The following is a 17,144-nucleotide window of genomic DNA, read 5'->3' on the forward strand; positions in this document are numbered from 1 at the left end:
CATGTCGAACGCGCCGATCGATCAAGGTTCGCTTCCCGTCTTCTCCTACGAGGCGCCATTCTTGATCGAAAAGCTTCTAAAGGATCACGTTGCAGAAACGACCGAAGAGGCAGACGCGCTGTTTCGCGAAGTCAAAAGATATATTGTTCTGACTCGGTCGGATCGCACGAAAATATGGTCGATGCACTCGCTTCGCATCGACGAAGCGTGGCATCAATTCATCCTCTTCACAACGGAGTACGGAGACTTTTGCCAACGCTATTTCGGCAGCTATGTCCACCATTGCCCAAGCAACGCACCAAAGTCTGCAGAGGAGAAAACTATCGAAACCGCGTCGTGGTCCATGTTTCGCGAACGCTATATCCAACTTTTCGGATCGCCTCCACCTGATCTTTGGAACGACGCAAACGGCATCAGACCGACCCAACGTGTGATGAACGACGATGCTGGGGAGCTGGTCACACGCGACGCCGATGGGATGATAAATTTGCTGAGTCAGGCAGGCGACGTGCTTATCAGCGTTAACGAAATTGCTCGACCCGCTCTAAACTTCGCGGCTCAGACCTCCGCGTTTTACGTACGAGAACTACCCGGAAACCTTGATGATGACGAGAAGGTGGCCCTTGTAGCGGCATTAATGCGGTGCAACGTCCTGCGCGTAGCATGGTGAAGCGTGTCGATCCGCGATCAATTGCAATCGTATGCTTCGCTCCGTTTGAACCGGAAGCCGAACCCACTTGTAGTCGACGCTCTTAAGTCGATGCCCTTCCGGTGTGGCCGTGCGCTCGATATCGGCGCCGGCGCCCTTAGCGACACGCGCCACCTGTTGCAGGCTGGAATGACTGTCGACGCCGTTGACACGGATCCGCTGACGGCGAAACTCGCTGCAAGACTTGGTCATCCATGCCTCAACGCCATGCACGAGGATGTGCGGCGTATAGCAATACCGCCCGCTGCCTACGCTCTCATCGTCGCAATTCATGTGCTTCCGTTCTTGCCCCGCGTCGAGTGTTCCGCGATTATTTCGGCCATCATCAATGGCCTTGCCGATGACGGTATCTTGTGCGGCACGCTCTTTGGAGTGCGCGACGGTTGGGCCGGCAATAGAGCGCTCATGACATTCGTCTCCAAGTCTGAGGCTGCCTCTTACTTCACTCATTTGCTGCCGATCGTGTTCTCAGAGGCCGAATACGATGGCATCGATGCACACGATAGACCAAAGCATTGGCACGTATTTCGTTTCATCCTGCGGAAGCCATCTTGCCCGGCGCCAACACAAGCGTGATAGCAAGTTGCAGAACGTTCTCTCTGTTCATTGCCGAAGAATCCCGGGGTCCTAGCCCGAACAAGCCCGAAGCAACGAAACCCGTCCGGTTCGCCGGCGGGGTTTTCATTTTGGCGGACGCCAGAACGATAGCGGAACGGTTTGCTACCGCTTTTGCTACCCAACTACTCGGAACTGCCCGTGACAAGAGGCGACGACGAGTATAGTCATCGCCGGTTTGTGCATTTTTTCCAGCACTTAGCTGGACGCGGTGGGACTAGGAGATATGCCCGCCAGAGAACTGCAAAACCGTGTCCACGGAGACCGCAAACTTGATCACGCATCTCACTGATCGTTTCTACTTTCGTAGCTTTTGACCGTAGATTTCAAGGTCAGGATCAAAAAGGCAAGCGCTATCAGAGCAATATGGAGGAGGGAGTATCCGCCATGGCCTTAGATCGCGGCCCGGGTTTGTCTGCACTCGGTTGCCACGATCTAGCTCGGTCGCTTCGCGAAGGTTTTTGCCCGATTTCTGCTGTTGTGCTCGATCCGATGTTCTGCCGAGCAGAATCTTGCGTCTGCTCGCAGTCCGCCACGGCCTCCCGCAGCAAACAAACTTCCGCAACGAGCTAGCCTACAAGTTCTGAAAGAGCTTCCACCAGCCAATTGAGCCAGCTGGACCAACAGTCCTGAAATCAGACTTGCGGGTGAAATTATCGGGTGGATACGGCGCTTGGAGTCTAAGCTAAAGTTGAATGACACATCGCTACCGTACTGGGAGAGAAGATCTTCGACGTCGTCAGATAGGGAGCGCGACAGTTTTTCGGAGGTCGAGGCCAGGACTTTTTTGAACAGTTTGGCCAACGCGACCAATTCATCGACGCTCTCACCCTCCAGGTACTGGACGGTATATTCCGGATCAAGCCGAGTTTTTGTGGGGTCACGATCCAAGAGGATGCGACGGATACTCCTTATTGGGCGCTTCACTTGCCCCTGACGGGAATAGCCGCGGTGGGACAGATACCCATACCGCCCAGCAAAGTCACGGAGCCTCTCTCCTGAATGAGCATTGGCGAAGTCGAGCAGGGCCACGTGTTCGATTTCGAATGGATTATAGCGAATCGGAGGCCCACCCCTACCAATGATCCATTTACCTCGCTTGGGAACGTCAACGAGCTCGTAGCCCGCTGAATCTCGGCACCATTCAAGTTCAATTTTGAGAGCGGCCATGGCTGCATCGGCTATGTAATGGATACGAAGTTTACCCGTTACTAAACGGCTGCGAAAGGGCTAAGTCGGGCTAAATCGGTATGGCCCGACATGTGCGATGACAATCTGACGATCCAGCCTTTGACGTACAGCATTCCCGAAGCAGGTAAGCGCGCGGGGCTGGGTAGAAACGCTGCGTACGCCGCCGCGCGTCGCGGCGAGATTCCCATCATTCGCCTCGGGTCGAAGATGCGAGTACCCGCTGCAAGGTGGGATCGGCTGCTGAACGAAGGGCAGCCCGCGCGTTCAAAAGAAGCAAGTCAAGAGCAACGGGAGGCGCGGGAAGAATGAAAGGGCAGGACAAGGAGCTTGAATTTCGCAGTCGAGACCCGCTTGCTCTGGTCGCAAGTGTCAAGGAAACGATGCTTGCTCTCAAAATCGCCCGCGCGAAGACGTACGAGCTCCTCAAAGCGGGGGAGCTCGAGTCGTATCTAGAAGGGTCTTCGCGCAAGGTGACTTGGCGCAGCATCGATGCGTACGTGAAACGTAGGCTTGACGAGGAAGTAGAGCGACGTACCCGGAGGGAGAGTGGTGCAATCTCCTAAGCAGCTGGGGACCGCTGGCGAGGCGACCGACTCGGCTTTGCCTTCCGCTCTCAAAGGGGTGTCTTCTCAAAACGCCCCCAATGCTGGCGCTCTGTCGTGAACGCACCAGCTCAGTTTGCAGAGCGCGCCTCCGGGGGCGACCTCGATGATTTCGCCGGCATTTGTATGATCGAAGCTGGGTTCGTCCGGGCGGGCTGGAAAGAGAAGCAGCTGGCCGTGGATCACCTCCAGGGTCTTGCTGAGCATTTGGGGATAGCTGACGACGATATAGCGCAAGGGCGCGTCCAAGAAGCCATGGCGCGAGCCTTCCGGATGCCGCACGATCTAGTGCACGCCGGCAACTCCGCGGAGGCCAGGGAGGGGAGCTGGTCGGACGACTTGACGCGGGAAAGCCACTTCGGCCCGCCGCATGAGAGCTATCCGGAGAGCGCGGGTGGCATTCCCGACGACGCGCCCGGAAGGCAACCAAGCTCGCGGGTCACGCCGCGCTTCACGCCGATAGCGTTGGACGATGTCGCGCTCACGGCGGAGCCGCCGTGGCTGATCGAAGGACTCCTGCCGGCCCGCGGGCTGGCCTGTGTCATTGGCGAACCGAAGTGCGGCAAAAGCTTCATGACCTCGGACATGCTCTGCACGGTGGCGCAGGGCGTGCCGTATGCCGGCCGGGCAACGCTTCAGGGGCCGGTGATCTATCTCACGGGCGAGGGCGTCAGCGGCTTCAAGCGGCGCCTGGTCGCGATGCGCCAGCACCGCGGCATCGAGGGGCAGGGCGTGCCGTTCTACATGATCGAGGATGTGCCGGACCTCGGCAGCCAGACCACCGACCTGCCGCAGCTGCTCGCGGAGCTCGACGCTTTCATCGCCCAGCGATGTCCGGAAGGCCCGCGGGCGATCGTCCTGGATACCCTGGCGCGGTGCATGGGTGACGGGGACGAAAACAGCGCTCGCGACATGGGGCGCTTCGTGAACCGTTGCGGCGTCATCGAGAGGAATTTCGGCTGTGTGGTCGTAGTCGTGCACCACGTCGGCAAGGATCCGTCCCGGGGCGGCCGCGGCTCCAATGCGCTCAACGGCGCCGCCGACGTGACAATGCTGGTCAAGAAGGGCCAGACCCACAGCACCGTCGCCATCGAGGAAATGAAGGACGGTCGCGAGGGGCAGACGTGGCAGTTTCGACTGCTCTCTCACCTCCTGGAGCGAAACTTGCCTGACCCAGCCGAAACAATGCCGGAGTTTTCGACTTGCGTGGTCGAAATCGTCTCCGAACCGACCATTTCGAAACCGAGCGAAACCAAATCGAAAAAGCCGCCTGAGGGCGTGACCGGCGACCTGCTGAAGGTCATCCGCCACGCAATCGAAGAGGCCGGCGAGCGCAACGTCGACAGCCTTGCGGTGCCGAACAACGTCGGCGCCCTCAGCCGCGATAACCTAAAAAGGTATTGCACCGTCATGGGTTGGCAGGACGCCAAGGGCAAACCCGATTCCTTCCGCGCGATGCTGAACAAAACGCTCAGCACGCTCCGCGCCGCCGGCCTGATCGGCTTCGACAAGGAATGGGTTTGGCTGACATGACGGCGCCGAAAGCGAGCGAAACCTGCCGAAACCTAATCAATTTGGTTTCGCGGCTCGCCCTTTGAAAACCCGACTGAAACCGCCCGAAACCACTCCCTAAGGGAGAGGGCGATTTGGTTTCGCCCCCTTGGGGCATTCTCCTCAGTGCCGCGCTCCCGTCGAAACACCGCTCCGCTGACGCTGCGCTCAAGTGTTTCGCCGTCGCTTCGCTCACGGGCATCCATCTGGGCAAGCGGACAAGCGCCGCCCAGGACCATGCCGAACCACCGGTCTCGCGCCGGTGGCATGTCGGCCCCTCAGACTGCTGACGCCGAAAACATCACGAACGGGCGGGCAGTTCTCCGGCCTGCGCGCAGTATCACGATCTACGCGCGATATACCGAGGCAACTCATATCCCCCTGCCGAATGGGTCCGCTCCTTTCGGAGGACCGACTGATCGCACGTCACGCGATGCCCGGATAAAGCGAGTGGAAATCGTGGTCCGACCGTGCTCTTTCTTGGGGGCGGGGAGAGGAGGACGACGGAAGAGGAGCTATGTCCGGACTTCAAAGCAGCTCAGCGCTGTCACGAGCCACAACGACCGCTAGTGAAGCGCCTGCAGCTACGTCCGTACCCGCGCCGAGGTGTGGCGTCATCTGAACCCAACATGAAGCCAGCGGGAAGCCACTGGCTTACCCATTGGCCGGCTACGGCTACATTCCCGAGGACGAGCTCGACCAGCTGGCTGGCAAAACCAGCTTCCGGGAGGACGACGGCGCGCTCAATCGCGACCTGCTCAGGCGCCTGGAGCGGGTGGCCAAGTCCATGCCGAGAGCGCCGCATCTGTTCGGCACGCCGAGGCTGAATAGCGGCTGGGCCCCGGCCATTTCCGAGATGGCCCACGCCCCGCCCGATGAGGCCACGATTACCAGTTCAGTTTCAATCTGCACCGGGGGGCTGACATCGGTGCCATCAAACGCTGGTCCCGGACGCGGTGCCTCGCCTGCCTGAAGGGACCGGCGATCGTATCGGGTTCCCACTGGCAACTTCACATGATGGCGCTGAGCACTTCAACGAGCGGCTTCGCGTAGGGAGCATCCAGACGCTCAGCAGCCGAGGTCGTCATGGTCAGGCCGCGTCAGCCCGGTGAGACAGTCGGTGAGACACTTGCGAATTACCTGGTGTCTCACCCCGGGGCTCGTGGAAGCATGGAAAAACATTCGCGCTTGCCGCCCCGACAACGCAATGATGGACCTAGCCACGCACCGAGAGGTGTTTTGCACCGATTCGGCTGACGAGACACCGTGAGTCACTGCGCACGCACAGATGATACAGATGTCTCAAGTATCGCCCGGGTGGAAACCAAATTGTCACAAAGACTTAGCCTGAGACACCCCCGCTGGACGGCTGATGAGACTTCAAGTGCAGTCATGCAGGCTGGGATAGTGGCTTGCGACCGAGCTGGTGGAGCCGCCAGGACCTATACCGGCCGTGGAAGTAAAATGATCTGGAGTTTTGGCTAAGGGCCCCAACGCCTCTCAGCGTTTTGACCGCTTTTCAGGTCTGTCCGCAAATATCTGTTGAAATTTTACTTCCAAAGCTTGCGAGACGTGCCAGAGCGTCAAGATGGTGGCGTTGCGGGCTCCAAGTTCGAGGCCACTCACGTACGCGCGATCAACACCTAGACGCTCGGCCAATTCGGCCTGCGACAATCCCGCCGAAATGCGGAGCCGCCTAACATTGCCTCCCACCAGCTTTCGCACATCCCCTGCCATAGACACAATGCGACAGAGCGTGTAATAAAATGCGACGCATTATAATGCTCGGCACAAAGCTTATGAGCCTGCCAACAACAATTAATGATCCCAATCCCTGCTGTAGCAACGCGAACGCTCGACTAGCTCAGCGGAATGAGACGCTCGAACGCAGGTTCGGGACCATCGCTCTTTTTGGATTGTAGCCATCGGAATTGTTCCGTCTCTGGTGCTGATCTTGTTTCACAGCGTTCGGAGTCGAGACGTTTGGGAAGGAGCGAATCGTTGCCAGACCCTAAGATGGATGGCTCACGCAGCTCATTCGAATCTCAATATCGAAAAAGACGAAAAGACGGTAAACGCGGTAAACTCCGTTGATATCGCACTTTCAGATTGCACGTCCTACGATTTCGGGGACGCCCCTGAAGACGAATGATCCGCGCAACATGAGCTTCGGATATGAAATTCACGGCTGAACAGCATTTCCGAATGGCAGACACGTTGCTTGAAAAGGCACTTGGCCAGACGGACATAGGCCGTGTTGCCCAACTCGAGGCATTGGCGCGGATCTTCCGCAGACTCGCAGTGAAGGCTTACATGGCCACCGACGCTGACATGAAGCGGCGAGATTGGAGCAAATACAACGTCGAGGGTATGCTCGCTGGTCTCATCGATTCGCCTACGCCATGGGACTCGTTGCTTGAATGGCAGAGGTACGCAGCGGACCTCGACGGAATGCCCCCCTCGAAGACAATGAGGCTGCTACTGGAGCAAGCGGAAGAGATTATCGTGAGAAAAAAGTTGGGGCTGCTTTGATTAGAACGAGGCGTCGGGGCGTTTAGGCATCCCTCATTCTCGTCCGGGTTTCTTGAGAAAGCCGGGCTGTCGGCTGCAGGCCGAAGCGCCGCGGCTAGTCTTTAGTTCGCGGCGGGGGGGCAACCTTTTGCGAGGCCAGCACGATCGGCATGAGTTGCACGACCTGAAAATCGCATTGGCCACCGCGCTGGGCCGGTCAAAGTTCGCCGCGTGCCCGTTGGACCCTGAACCGAGATCGCTGATTGGATGCACCCGCGAACCTGTCGAGGTTGTGTTGGAGTTGCGGGCGCGGCTGAACCTGCTGTCGGGAGAGCCGACGGCCGATTAAGTTGTCTCGGATTGATCTGTCGCAAAAGCTGACATCGGACCAAAGACTATATTGAGACCGGTTTATGGAGCTCTGCCATGATCATAGAGCGCTTATCCCAAGAGCATCTCAACATTGAGAAGCTGCTGGCCATCCTCGAGCGGGAACTCGAGGTGTTCGACCGCGGCGACCGTGCCGACTACGAGGTCATTCACGCGGTTATCAGTTACTTCGAAGTCTACCCAGAAATTTATCATCATCCTCAGGAAGACTTGGTATTTGCCAAGCTGAGGGCACGAGATCCGACTGCTGCTGCGAAGGTCGGCGATCTAGCTCGCGAGCACCAGAAAGGGGCCCAACTGTTACGCCGCGTCGCCCAGGCGGTCGACAGCGTTCTCGCGGAACGTGAGATTCTGCGCGAAGATGTGGATCTTATCGTTCGGGATTTTATCGCGCACGAGCGCCGTCACATGAGGATGGAAGATCGCGATTTTTTTCCCGCGGCACTTAAGGTTCTCAAGCCTCAAGATTGGACTGAGATCGCTTCAACCGCAACGAGTCACAATGACCCGCTATTCAGCGACGTTGCCGAGGAGCGGTTTGACACGCTGCGCGCACATATTTTGCGGCTTGAGCAGGAGGCTGACGCGGAGCGTAAGTAATCGCTATGGCGTCGCGCAATGCATTGTGCCGCGCGACGCTGAGGACGCTGAGGTCAAGCGCGCAAGGGAGAGTCAGAATTGGGCTGCGCCTTTGCTTCCGCGCCCACATACGCTTGTGGCCCGAAGCAGGAGGCTACGATGCCGCTTCACACCGACAATCTCGAATCGACCATGCGCTATGCATTGCTGACAACGCGTGCAATAGCCCTCTGTCCTTTCCATCCAGAAGTCATGATCCGCGTCGGAGACAGCGACGCCGAAACCCATGCTTATTACCGCGCCAGAAGCATCACCCGGAGTGACGGCACGTGTTGGGAGCGTGAAGATCTCATGGAGGAGATTGTGCGCCAACTCACGGATGCGGCCGACGGCGTGTGTCCTCGGTGTGCGCAGCTGGTTGCTTCCCATAACTGACGGGCCGCGCCGTCAGGACACCGGAAAAGGAAAACCGAGGCAAGAAACCTTAGTGTTGACTAAATGAGGGAGGAACTGCCCGACAAGCGAAGGCGTGTGCCCAGAGGAAGAAGCCGATGACCTGTTCGACTAACTTTCATGTCAAGACGCGAGGATCGGACTAAATTACAAACGTCGTGCCAAGATTGAGGACCATCTTTACCATCCACTGGCCCTTGATCGTAAAGGTCATGGAGCTCGGGTTTGGTATCTCGAAATTAAAAAAGACGCTTCCGCTCTTATTAAACGCCGCGCCCGACAACGCATCAGGAAAAAATGACACGTTTTGCGTGACGTCACCTCGGTGGCCCTTGACGTCCTTCAATGACCATGGACCGCTGATGTTGCGCATAAGTTGCGAATCTAGTTGGAAGTCCGTGTCCGAAACACCGCTTCCAGAGATTGGTCCGGAGCAACCTAAAAGTGCCGCGATATTAGCTACTCTGCTGCCAATCTTAAACGATATCGATGCGGTGCCCGACGACGTGCGTACCCTCAGCACGTGCGCAGCAATAAACCAGTCGTCCGCCTTTGTGTCTGCTGCCACGGCCGCCTCCCGCTGTACCTGAAATCTCTCGCCAGCGACTGGAGATTAACCGTCCTGATGTCATACCCATGTGAAGAGGTTCACACGACGTAAAACGACATCCTCGGCTCGCGTACCTCCGGCGCATGAGCGCGGTTGCGACCAGCCTTTCTTTCGTCGAAATTCGGGCACTAGTTTTGCTTTTTGGAAAATGGAGAAGTTAAGTGGCAATGGGGACGGTAAAGTGGTTCAACCCGACGAAGGGCTACGGGTTCATTCAACCTGACAACGGCGGCAAAGATGTGTTTGTCCATATCTCGGCAGTCGAGAAGGCTGGTTTCACCTCACTCGCAGAGGGAGCCAAGGTTAGCTTCGACGTCGTGAACAATCGCGGAAAAGACTCGGCGGAAAATCTACGAATAGGGTGATGCGCCCATTGTGTTGTTCAACAGAAAGGCCGCAGCGGCGGACCACTGCGGCCACCGGGATCAATAAAAATAGGTGAAATATGTGGTCCAGCCCCGGCGAGATGAAGCCTACAGCGCGAGTGCCGGGGCGCAATGTCGTCGAAGTCACACTTCGGGACAATTAAATGCCTCAGCTTTGCTGACTGAGGAGGGTCCGCCGGGGCTGGCGAAGGCGAGCCCTCAACCCAAAGGCCGCGAAAGCTCTCCGGCGGCCTTGACGGACGCAGCAGTCTGCACCTCATCCGCGCAGATGCGAGCGTTAACGTCATCGGAATTTGGCGGACTCGCTCAACGAGCTTGGTACGATCAAGCCAGCGGTCCAATCACCGCTGATGACCTAAACCAACTCCCAATACGAGCGCCTTCTGACGGAGCGCGCCCTCGGTTCGCTTGGTCATCTTGGCTATTTTGACGACAGGCGTCCGCGTCTTGGAGTGCGCCTTCAAGTCTCTGATATCGGCAGCAGTCCACTCGCGACGAACAGTCTTCTTTGTCTTCTTGGCCAAGGCGGCGCTCCATCAATGTTGATGGCGCGGTCTAGCACATGGAAGGTACGACCGTCACGCGGGATGGTGTGACGCAACGCGCGGTGCACACCTGGCCTGAGGATAGAGCGGGAAGGCCGGTGAGGCCGCGACGAGCGGTGAGGGCGAGGAGGGCGGCGCGCAAAGTTGGTCAATCCTGTCGGGAAATTAGGAAAGCCATCGGAACGCTAGCGAGACGTAGCGTTTCGCTCTAGCTTTGATAACGCGATTCACTCTCAGCACTTCGAAGGAGCGAAGTTTGCGCGCGCGAATATCCCCAACGCGATCAGCGTGCCGCCAACAATCTCGATCATGGTGTGCTCCCGGAGATTATTGGCGCCTGTTCACTGGCTGCAACAGCCTATTCGCTCGACTCACGCGAGCCTAACGGGCCTTACGTCGTAGCCCATCGAGTGGCGTGCGATTTCATCCGCATATCGCGCATCGCGCTCGCGACGCTCTGTAGCTAAAGCTTTCCAGCGCGCTATCTCAGCATCGGCGGCTTCGTGGTCCAAATACATGTTCATCGGGAGGAAGGCGTCTTTCCGCGCTATCAGTTCGCCGGTCTCTGCATCCACAATGCGAAGTTGGCCGTTGCCGAAATACTCTTTGTTAAATCGGGAAAGTTCCGCCATTGCTTCGGCACTATCGGCATCGCCCATGTCCTTATGGCCAAGATCTCGCTCCCAATTAAAGACGAGTCTTTCGTTCGGAAAGTCCAATCGAAATCGGATTTGCGTTCGCTTGTCGGGCGACTCGAATATCAAGAGAACGGAATGCAGGGTGTCGCGGTGCATTTCCTTTATTGTTAGATTCGACAGGGGCCCGAACGGTGGGTGCCGCCGGAGTTGAACGCTAACGATGGGGATATCCACCATTGGTGCGCAACTGGGCTCTTCGCCGCGAACGAGATGGTTGACCAGTTCGTGGCCGAAAATGCGCTTGAAACCCTCAAGTTCGTATAGGTGTTTGGAATATTGCGTCGTCATGCGCTCGACGCCAAAAAATTCCTCGATGGCTATCTCGGCAAGCGTCAGCATAATAGGACGTTCCGACCACAGCCGCCGAGCATCAGCCGGATCGTCGGGATCAATAACGGGGTCGCCGCTCGCGTGTGCCATGGCGCATCGACCCGACGAATAGAGATGCGCACCGATATCAACGATGCCTTGCTTCCGAAGCTGCTCAAGCGCGTCCTTCGCACGATGGTGGAGGCCGCGAGCAATCTTAGTGTTGATCCACGCTACCTGGCGCTGCCAGCCGCGCCCCAGCGCGACTTCGAGAATTCTATACAACGATAGGAAAGAATATCCCGGATGGTTTAGGCCGCGCCCCTCGCGCATCAACGCCAACGCAAGCATCGCTCGGTCGTCGTTTGGTTCTGGGAAATATGATAGGTCGAATTCGTCGCAAATGGAGAAGCCGCCTGACTTGTTACGGCCCATGGGCCGCGGCAAGCCGCCGCCGCTCATTTCATCGACTAGAAAGCCTCCCTCCAGCACCCACGATAGCGTGCTGATAAATTGCATTATCAGACGTTCGCATTCCTGTTGAGTTCGTCCAGGTGGCACCATCATCGCGACCGCTGGGAAGTGATCCGTCGTAACCGGCATGATCCAGATCGTCTCACCCCGGTACTGAATTTTTTGGGAGTGCACTGGCCACGTCGCACCAGTTTGGATATTAGCTACGAGCCAATAGCCACGGACGGCAAGTTCGCCGACGATGACTTCCTTGACTTCAGGAATTTTCAAATTCAACATTGCAATTCGCTCAGAAGGCCGGTTGTCGACTTATGTCGGCAAGCTGGCGGAGTGGCCCGCCGCAGCGGTGCCAGTGAATGCTGGCTGCGGCTCGAACAAGTTCAGCGTGACCGTTGGTGGCACCAAGTCGAGCCCAGCTTGAAACGTCTTCACGAGCTGCTTCTGATCCTTGTCGAACGACAACGTGCCGATCAAAACCGCGTCCGCGATTTTGTGCTGCCGTTCAACTAACGCGAGATAGTTCTTTTGCGCAAAAGAGATGACGGCTTTTCGCAGCGGATATTCGTCACGCCGGTGATCTCGCCTGCGGCCGGCGCTCAAGCCAAGCACATTCAGGCAGTAGCCGAGATATGCCGCGTTTGCAAAATTGGGGCGCTCTTTAACGCCCTTGATTTCTTCGTACAGCAACCGTCGGACCTTAAAGAGCACGATCTTTCGCGTTTTGCTAGAATCGGAATTGAATATTTTGCTCCACACCGAGCTGTAGTGGATCGACCATCCTTCCAACTCCTTAGTCTTAACCCAAGTCGCGTAACCGATGACATCGGCAATCAATTGGGCGATTCTGTCGTAGAGATGCTCGTACTGCCACTTGTACGACTCGCCGCGCCTTCGTAATTCCGTCTTTTGGAGCCCGCATTCTTCCATTGCTTCAATTGCATCGTCGATGAATCCGACAACGGCACTAAGCCGGTCGTGAATGTCACTCTTTTCTTGGGGGCTGAGCGGATCATTTAGTTTGTAGAGGTCCGAGCAGCCATGTTCGATTATGCTAAACGCGCGAGCGAGTGCGTAGGAATGTCGGGAAAAATTTCCGCTGCCGAGCGATGCTTTGAACGTTGTCAGCGTTGCTCGCCTATAAGCTTCTAATTGCTGGCCGTCGAACTTCCATCTGACGTCCAGATCAATATCAAGCGGCGAGTTTCCATTGGCTGCGAGAGCCTCAACAAATTCAAAATCGCCAAAAATTGTGTTTGTAAACGGCCGCGCATAACCAAAATATCCCGAGAGGTATCCGGCGTCTTCGTGATAGATGATGGAATCCTTGTTTAGGATCGCTTCAGTCGCAAGCGATGAGGCAAATTGCGACATTGGAACGTTGTATTGCTTCCTGTTGGCGACCGCGCGAAATAGAGCAATCGCCGTGTTCGGCGCGTTTCCTGCGACATGCCGGCAGAACCGTCTATTTCCAAGGATGAGAAGCAGGTGATAGGCGCAGTCTTCCGCTTCCGGTTCGTCTCGGTCGCCGTCGCGGTGTGGACGACGGTTTGGCTCTGAGGCGTCCGAAGCAAACCTAATGATCGGCTCCGCGGAGCGTCGAAGTTCGTCAGCAACGATTGAAAGATCGCTATCGACCCCTTGCATGACGTATTGATAGACCGCGCCGGTGAATCTGTAGGCGTTCCTTCTTCCGAATTTCGGCGGACGAACGAAAGCATACCAAAGCCACGTCATTACTAGCGAGAGAAACAATAAGCCTAGTATTGATTGCCAATAGGCCTGACTCGATAGAAACCACGGTATTGGATAGCGCTGAGCGAACCACAAATCTGAAAGAAGTGCTGCAGCGCCAATCAACCCTGAAGTCCAATACGTTAATTGCCATAGCGGGATTGGCGCAGTCTCAACACGAAACTGGTAGCGCATTCCGCTGACCGTAAAAATAAGCACGAGTAGCGCGAATGCTTGTACGAATTCCGCGAAGCCGAATATGCCGCCTTTGCCCTCTGGCGGGACGACGAAGCAGGCTCCGAGAAACGTCGCATAACACTCTTCCGTCGTCTGCAAAGCCGCGGGGGGCGGTGGGCGATGAATGAAGGGCAGCCCTACAAACAGCCACACCGCGAGTGCGAGCAAGCCAACAACAGCAATTCTCTCGTCTGAAAATCTTTTCATGTCACTAACTTGCGGCAGGAATCGGTTGGCCGTAACGTGACACAATGCAGGGTAGCAACGCGAGGATTGGGTAGCTTGTCCCGGTTATTCACAGGCAATAACCGGGACGTGCCCTGTCATGCCATGCCTTTTGCTCGGAAGGCTCACGACGCGGCTTAGCTGACTGCGTACCCATGTCGGCCGATTGACGGATAGGGGGCAAATGTTTGGACGGAAAAAGACGACCGCTAACACCGTGGAGAAACAACGGCCCTGTTGGGATGAAAAGACGCAAGCTTCCTTTGCGGAAAGGGACCGCTTCGACGTCTACATCACCAGCGTGACAAAGCGGACCGGCTTTGGAAAATGCACGACCCACGACATCGCTGGCACCCGCGGATACGAAATCTCCGGGTTGGTGGTCTACCCCCAATGGCAGGCCGAGCTGAACTTCGACGAGAGCGATGGCGAGTTCGGGGTCTGGTTCTATCACAGCTACGGCCGTCACAATGAAGCCCGGCAGCCGTTTCTTGAAATCTGGCTCAGCGACCGTGATTACAGCGTCCGCGAAGCCATCGCGAACGCTCATCAGGCTGCACTCGTCAGTGGGCACAAGCGCTCGCTGGTCAGGTTCTGGAAGCGGAAGGTGACGGGATTTTCACAGCGGAGGAAGCCGCAGCCGGCTGGTCTACCGACAGTCGCTATCCAAATTGAACGGCATGTATGTGTGGGAGCAATTCGAATCCGTGCATTTGCCAAGGTGGGCGCTGCCCACGTCGAATGAACGCTTTTCGGCTGACGGAATGCCGGACTGGTACGACCATTTCTAAGCGGCCGACAGCCGCTGGATTCGCGTTCGGGAGTGCCTATCTTTCCTGGAATGCTGAGATCCCCATTCGAGCCCTGTATTCCGACCCGCCACGCCAAGGTGCCTACCGGTCCGGACTGGATTCACGAAATCAAGCACGACGGTTATCGCCTCATCGTTCAGCGCGACGGCGACTGCGTGCGGCTGTTCACCCGCAATGGCCATGACTGGTCGGCGCGCTATCCGCGCATCGTCGAGGCTGCGCTGCGGCTGCGCGCTACGTCCTATGTGATCGATGGCGAGGCGGTGTTGCTCGGTGCCGACGGCGTCTCCGACTTCGAAGGGCTGCACTCCAGGAAGCATGACGCCAGCGTGCAGCTCTATGCCTTTAACGTCCTGGTCGCTGACGGCGAGCAGCTCCTGCTGACTGATGTGCAGCTCCAGTCGGCGCGCGCGAATCTTTTGCCCGATCAGGGAATCAGCACCCCGCAAACAGCCGGTAGGCTCATGAAGGTTGGCAAATTGAACGTTAACGCACAATTCGGCGAAACCGAAGCCTCGCGCTGGGCCACCGGACCCATGCGGGATCTGCGCAAGCCGCCGCTCAGCCTGCGTAAGACCAACCTTGCGAGGCTACTGGCCCGCCGGGTCGACGGCATCCACCTTGCTCCGTTCGAGCAGGGCGAGGTCGGCCCGGAGCTGTTCCGGCATGCCTGCAAGCTCGGCCTGTAGGGGTTGGTCTCCAAGCACCGCGACAGCTGGTACCGCGCCGGCCGCAGCGAGCAATGGATCAAGGTCAAGAATCGAAGCCATCCGGCGTTCAACCGGGTGATGGAAGCGTTCGGCTGAGCCCAAACGAATTTGATTGAGTTGAGACAACAGATATACTCGCCCTGGGGTGGGGTACATGTCTCAAGCTGTCGAAGCATTTCGCCAGATTTCTTGGCTGATTTTCAAATGGATTCTCATCGCGAGCGGCTCGCTCATCGGGCTCGCGCTTGTTATCTGGGCCGGCATTTACGGATTCGGTTGGTACACGCATGATCGGCACGTTCCGAACGTGCAGTTTATCGTTTCGACAGACCGCAAGGAATGCGTCGACGATAAATGGCCGATACATCTTATCATTGGCAACGGTTCGGAGCGCACCATCGAAAAGGTTTCCTTCGCGTTTGTCGCCCGACGCCCGGAGCGGAGCACTGATCTCGCGCGCTATCACTCCTACAGTGATGATCACATCATTCCACCGCAAAAAGGCTACGGCATATGCTGGGCAGCGCCCGAGCTTTCTGAGAAGGTCGACGATGTGCGAACGCTCGAATGGACCATCGGATCCAAGTCGATCACGTTCCGGGACTGATGTGCCCGCCCTGGGGGAATAGAATGGATTGGCTTCAGTTTACTTCATCGATTGTGCAGTCAGTTGTTTCGCTAGCGTGGCCTGCAGCGTTCGTCGCGGCGGTTTGGCTTTTCCGAGAGAAGTTGACGGAGCTGCTGCCGCAGCTTCGTGCGAGATATAAGGATGTGGAAGTATCCTTCAGGCTTGATCAAGCGGAGAAAGAGGCGGCTCAACTACCGCCGCCTCCGCCTGGGGCGGAGCCAGCGAAGGCGTCCCCAGAAGAACTCAGCAAATTCGAGAAGCTCGTGGCCATCTCTCCGCGAGCAGCAATTCTAGACCTCCGCAGTTCCATCGAAGAATCCATCCGTTCACTCGCGGACGCGCGATGGCCAGGAAAGCCATATCGCGGAATGTGGACGATGATCCGCGAACTTAAGAATGTGGAAGCAATCGATTCCAATACTTTCGGGCTACTCGACGACTTGCGTATCATCGGCAATGCCGCTGCGCACCCGAGCACAACAACATCATTCTCTGCTGAAGATGCGCACCGATTTCGCAAACTGGCGGAGCAGATAATTCCGCGACTACACCTTGCTTTGATGATCAACTAGGTCTCGCTCAGCAAATGCGGGCAGTAATGCCGGGGGCGGTGCCCATCTTGGCCGGTTCGAAGTTCGGCCGCACGTCGGCGCCGCGCTGGCCGCACTTGGTGCAGACGAACTTCGGCTCGATATCGGACAGCCTGACGGCGTCGGCCCAGCTGTCGGCATTGGCCTCGGTGTGGCGACCGCAGCGGTAGTCGCGGCAGTAGATCAGGACCTCGCGCACGCCCATCTCGCGCATCTCGCCGAAGGTGATTTTGACGGGGTAGGGGGGCATGGATTTGGTGGTCCTGACAAGCCAACGCGCTGGTATACGTGCCGTGAACACTCGCGGCGGATTCACCGCTCCTCCAAACTGGAGCAGCCAAGGCACTGAAACCCCAGCGATTTTAGTCGATCCTTATGAGGCATGCGCGAGTAGCTACGGTGACGAGCTACAAACAATTGACCAAACGTGAGCAACCGCCGACAGAAGGTAACACTCTAAGATCGGCGGCACGCGCCGTGCGGCGGGGAGTTCATTTGCCCGGCGCACTCGCGAATTTGATAAAGCGACTTGTTCCACGAAACAGTGATGGGATGTGCATTGCGGGTGCACGCCTGCGAGGAATCGCC

General features: G+C 57.2%; 20 protein-coding genes. 12 read left to right on the top strand and 8 right to left on the bottom strand.

The features are described 5' to 3' along the window. Position 1: 1 nt before the first annotated feature. Complete coding sequence (locus tag AC5ZFO_RS39700; protein ID WP_212102533.1) at positions 2–670, top strand: glycine-rich domain-containing protein; 669 nt, start codon at positions 2–4, stop codon at positions 668–670. A gap of 90 nt (positions 671–760) precedes the next feature. After that, on the top strand, positions 761–1,285 hold the full coding sequence (locus AC5ZFO_RS39705; protein ID WP_368860655.1) for a class I SAM-dependent methyltransferase: 525 nt from the start codon (positions 761–763) through the stop codon (positions 1,283–1,285). Between the two features lie 474 nt (positions 1,286–1,759). Here the strand turns inward: AC5ZFO_RS39705 and AC5ZFO_RS39710 are convergent, their stop codons facing one another. Further along, positions 1,760–2,494, bottom strand: coding sequence for a hypothetical protein (locus tag AC5ZFO_RS39710; protein WP_282519157.1), 735 nt, complete (start codon positions 2,492–2,494; stop codon positions 1,760–1,762). 650 nt (positions 2,495–3,144) lie between these two features. Further along, a complete protein-coding gene (locus AC5ZFO_RS39715) occupies positions 3,145–3,354 on the bottom strand; it encodes a hypothetical protein (RefSeq protein WP_282519158.1) in 210 nt (69 codons plus the stop codon). A gap of 36 nt (positions 3,355–3,390) precedes the next feature. Here AC5ZFO_RS39715 and AC5ZFO_RS39720 point away from each other — a divergent pair, with 36 nt between their 5' ends. Together AC5ZFO_RS39720 and AC5ZFO_RS39725 are read left to right on the top strand one after the other, a co-directional pair. Further along, positions 3,391–4,650 carry an AAA family ATPase gene (locus AC5ZFO_RS39720; RefSeq protein WP_282519159.1) on the top strand — a complete coding sequence of 420 codons (1,260 nt, stop codon included), beginning with the start codon at positions 3,391–3,393 and terminating at the stop codon, positions 4,648–4,650. A 679-nt stretch (positions 4,651–5,329) separates the two neighbouring features. Continuing rightward, a complete protein-coding gene (locus AC5ZFO_RS39725; protein WP_282519160.1) occupies positions 5,330–5,641 on the top strand; it encodes a hypothetical protein in 312 nt (103 codons plus the stop codon). Positions 5,642–6,168: 527 nt separating this feature from the next. On the opposite strand, the gene AC5ZFO_RS39730 is transcribed toward AC5ZFO_RS39725, so the two are convergent. After that, a complete protein-coding gene (locus AC5ZFO_RS39730) occupies positions 6,169–6,405 on the bottom strand; it encodes a helix-turn-helix domain-containing protein (protein WP_282519161.1) in 237 nt (78 codons plus the stop codon). A gap of 468 nt (positions 6,406–6,873) precedes the next feature. Between AC5ZFO_RS39730 and AC5ZFO_RS39735 the strand changes: the two genes are divergently transcribed. From AC5ZFO_RS39735 to AC5ZFO_RS39745, 3 genes are all read left to right on the top strand, one after another. Further along, complete coding sequence (locus AC5ZFO_RS39735; protein ID WP_282519162.1) at positions 6,874–7,200, top strand: hypothetical protein; 327 nt, start codon at positions 6,874–6,876, stop codon at positions 7,198–7,200. Positions 7,201–7,605: 405 nt separating this feature from the next. After that, the gene (locus tag AC5ZFO_RS39740) at positions 7,606–8,169 is read left to right on the top strand and encodes a hemerythrin domain-containing protein (RefSeq protein ID WP_282519163.1); all 564 of its coding nucleotides are present in this window, start codon (positions 7,606–7,608) and stop codon (positions 8,167–8,169) included. Positions 8,170–8,307: 138 nt separating this feature from the next. Continuing rightward, positions 8,308–8,583 carry a hypothetical protein gene (locus AC5ZFO_RS39745; protein WP_282519164.1) on the top strand — a complete coding sequence of 92 codons (276 nt, stop codon included), beginning with the start codon at positions 8,308–8,310 and terminating at the stop codon, positions 8,581–8,583. 160 nt (positions 8,584–8,743) lie between these two features. Here the strand turns inward: AC5ZFO_RS39745 and AC5ZFO_RS39750 are convergent, their stop codons facing one another. Next, a complete protein-coding gene (locus AC5ZFO_RS39750) occupies positions 8,744–9,169 on the bottom strand; it encodes a hypothetical protein (protein ID WP_028154089.1) in 426 nt (141 codons plus the stop codon). 203 nt (positions 9,170–9,372) lie between these two features. Between AC5ZFO_RS39750 and AC5ZFO_RS39755 the strand changes: the two genes are divergently transcribed. Continuing rightward, the gene (locus AC5ZFO_RS39755; RefSeq protein ID WP_028141284.1) at positions 9,373–9,576 is read left to right on the top strand and encodes a cold-shock protein; all 204 of its coding nucleotides are present in this window, start codon (positions 9,373–9,375) and stop codon (positions 9,574–9,576) included. A 362-nt stretch (positions 9,577–9,938) separates the two neighbouring features. Here AC5ZFO_RS39755 and AC5ZFO_RS39760 read toward each other — a convergent pair whose 3' ends face one another. The 3 genes from AC5ZFO_RS39760 to AC5ZFO_RS39770 all read right to left on the bottom strand — a co-directional run bounded on the left by AC5ZFO_RS39760 (position 9,939) and on the right by AC5ZFO_RS39770 (position 13,798). Continuing rightward, positions 9,939–10,121: a hypothetical protein gene (locus AC5ZFO_RS39760; RefSeq protein WP_496123538.1), complete on the bottom strand. Its 183-nt coding sequence runs from the start codon at positions 10,119–10,121 to the stop codon at positions 9,939–9,941. Positions 10,122–10,513: 392 nt separating this feature from the next. Continuing rightward, the gene (mauJ, locus tag AC5ZFO_RS39765; protein ID WP_282519165.1) at positions 10,514–11,902 is read right to left on the bottom strand and encodes a methylamine utilization protein MauJ; all 1,389 of its coding nucleotides are present in this window, start codon (positions 11,900–11,902) and stop codon (positions 10,514–10,516) included. A 30-nt stretch (positions 11,903–11,932) separates the two neighbouring features. Next, complete coding sequence (locus AC5ZFO_RS39770) at positions 11,933–13,798, bottom strand: hypothetical protein (RefSeq protein WP_282519166.1); 1,866 nt, start codon at positions 13,796–13,798, stop codon at positions 11,933–11,935. 202 nt (positions 13,799–14,000) lie between these two features. On the opposite strand from AC5ZFO_RS39770, the gene AC5ZFO_RS39775 reads away from it, so the two are divergent. From AC5ZFO_RS39775 to AC5ZFO_RS39790, 4 genes are all read left to right on the top strand, one after another. Beyond that, a complete protein-coding gene (locus AC5ZFO_RS39775; protein ID WP_282519167.1) occupies positions 14,001–14,561 on the top strand; it encodes a hypothetical protein in 561 nt (186 codons plus the stop codon). 96 nt (positions 14,562–14,657) lie between these two features. After that, entirely contained in the window at positions 14,658–15,317 is a 660-nt protein-coding gene (locus tag AC5ZFO_RS39780) for an ATP-dependent DNA ligase (RefSeq protein ID WP_496123539.1), read from the top strand. A gap of 175 nt (positions 15,318–15,492) precedes the next feature. Further along, a complete protein-coding gene (locus AC5ZFO_RS39785) occupies positions 15,493–15,945 on the top strand; it encodes a hypothetical protein (protein WP_496123540.1) in 453 nt (150 codons plus the stop codon). Positions 15,946–15,968: 23 nt separating this feature from the next. After that, positions 15,969–16,538, top strand: a complete 570-nt coding sequence (locus AC5ZFO_RS39790) for a DUF4145 domain-containing protein (RefSeq protein ID WP_282519170.1) — start codon at positions 15,969–15,971, stop codon at positions 16,536–16,538. Positions 16,539–16,545: 7 nt separating this feature from the next. Here AC5ZFO_RS39790 and AC5ZFO_RS39795 read toward each other — a convergent pair whose 3' ends face one another. Further along, positions 16,546–16,806 (bottom strand): hypothetical protein, encoded by a 261-nt coding sequence (locus tag AC5ZFO_RS39795; protein ID WP_282519171.1) that lies wholly within the window; start codon positions 16,804–16,806, stop codon positions 16,546–16,548. Positions 16,807–17,144 lie beyond the last annotated feature (338 nt).

The sequence above is a fragment of the Bradyrhizobium sp. Unk1 genome (assembly GCF_059512345.1).

Bases quoted from the DNA above. Each gene is read 5' to 3' on its own strand.
- AC5ZFO_RS39780 (WP_496123539.1), top strand. From the start codon at position 14,658: ATGCTGAGATCCCCATTCGAGCCCTGTATTCCGACCCGCCACGCCAAG.
- AC5ZFO_RS39710 (WP_282519157.1), bottom strand. From the start codon at position 2,494: ATGGCCGCTCTCAAAATTGAACTTGAATGGTGCCGAGATTCAGCGGGC.
- AC5ZFO_RS39730 (WP_282519161.1), bottom strand. From the start codon at position 6,405: ATGGCAGGGGATGTGCGAAAGCTGGTGGGAGGCAATGTTAGGCGGCTC.
- AC5ZFO_RS39720 (WP_282519159.1), top strand. From the start codon at position 3,391: ATGCCGCACGATCTAGTGCACGCCGGCAACTCCGCGGAGGCCAGGGAG.
- AC5ZFO_RS39775 (WP_282519167.1), top strand. From the start codon at position 14,001: ATGTTTGGACGGAAAAAGACGACCGCTAACACCGTGGAGAAACAACGG.
- AC5ZFO_RS39790 (WP_282519170.1), top strand. From the start codon at position 15,969: ATGGATTGGCTTCAGTTTACTTCATCGATTGTGCAGTCAGTTGTTTCG.
- mauJ (WP_282519165.1), bottom strand. From the start codon at position 11,902: ATGTTGAATTTGAAAATTCCTGAAGTCAAGGAAGTCATCGTCGGCGAA.
- AC5ZFO_RS39745 (WP_282519164.1), top strand. From the start codon at position 8,308: ATGCCGCTTCACACCGACAATCTCGAATCGACCATGCGCTATGCATTG.
- AC5ZFO_RS39700 (WP_212102533.1), top strand. From the start codon at position 2: ATGTCGAACGCGCCGATCGATCAAGGTTCGCTTCCCGTCTTCTCCTAC.
- AC5ZFO_RS39785 (WP_496123540.1), top strand. From the start codon at position 15,493: ATGTCTCAAGCTGTCGAAGCATTTCGCCAGATTTCTTGGCTGATTTTC.
- AC5ZFO_RS39735 (WP_282519162.1), top strand. From the start codon at position 6,874: ATGGCAGACACGTTGCTTGAAAAGGCACTTGGCCAGACGGACATAGGC.
- AC5ZFO_RS39705 (WP_368860655.1), top strand. From the start codon at position 761: ATGCCCTTCCGGTGTGGCCGTGCGCTCGATATCGGCGCCGGCGCCCTT.
- AC5ZFO_RS39795 (WP_282519171.1), bottom strand. From the start codon at position 16,806: ATGCCCCCCTACCCCGTCAAAATCACCTTCGGCGAGATGCGCGAGATG.
- AC5ZFO_RS39740 (WP_282519163.1), top strand. From the start codon at position 7,606: ATGATCATAGAGCGCTTATCCCAAGAGCATCTCAACATTGAGAAGCTG.
- AC5ZFO_RS39770 (WP_282519166.1), bottom strand. From the start codon at position 13,798: ATGAAAAGATTTTCAGACGAGAGAATTGCTGTTGTTGGCTTGCTCGCA.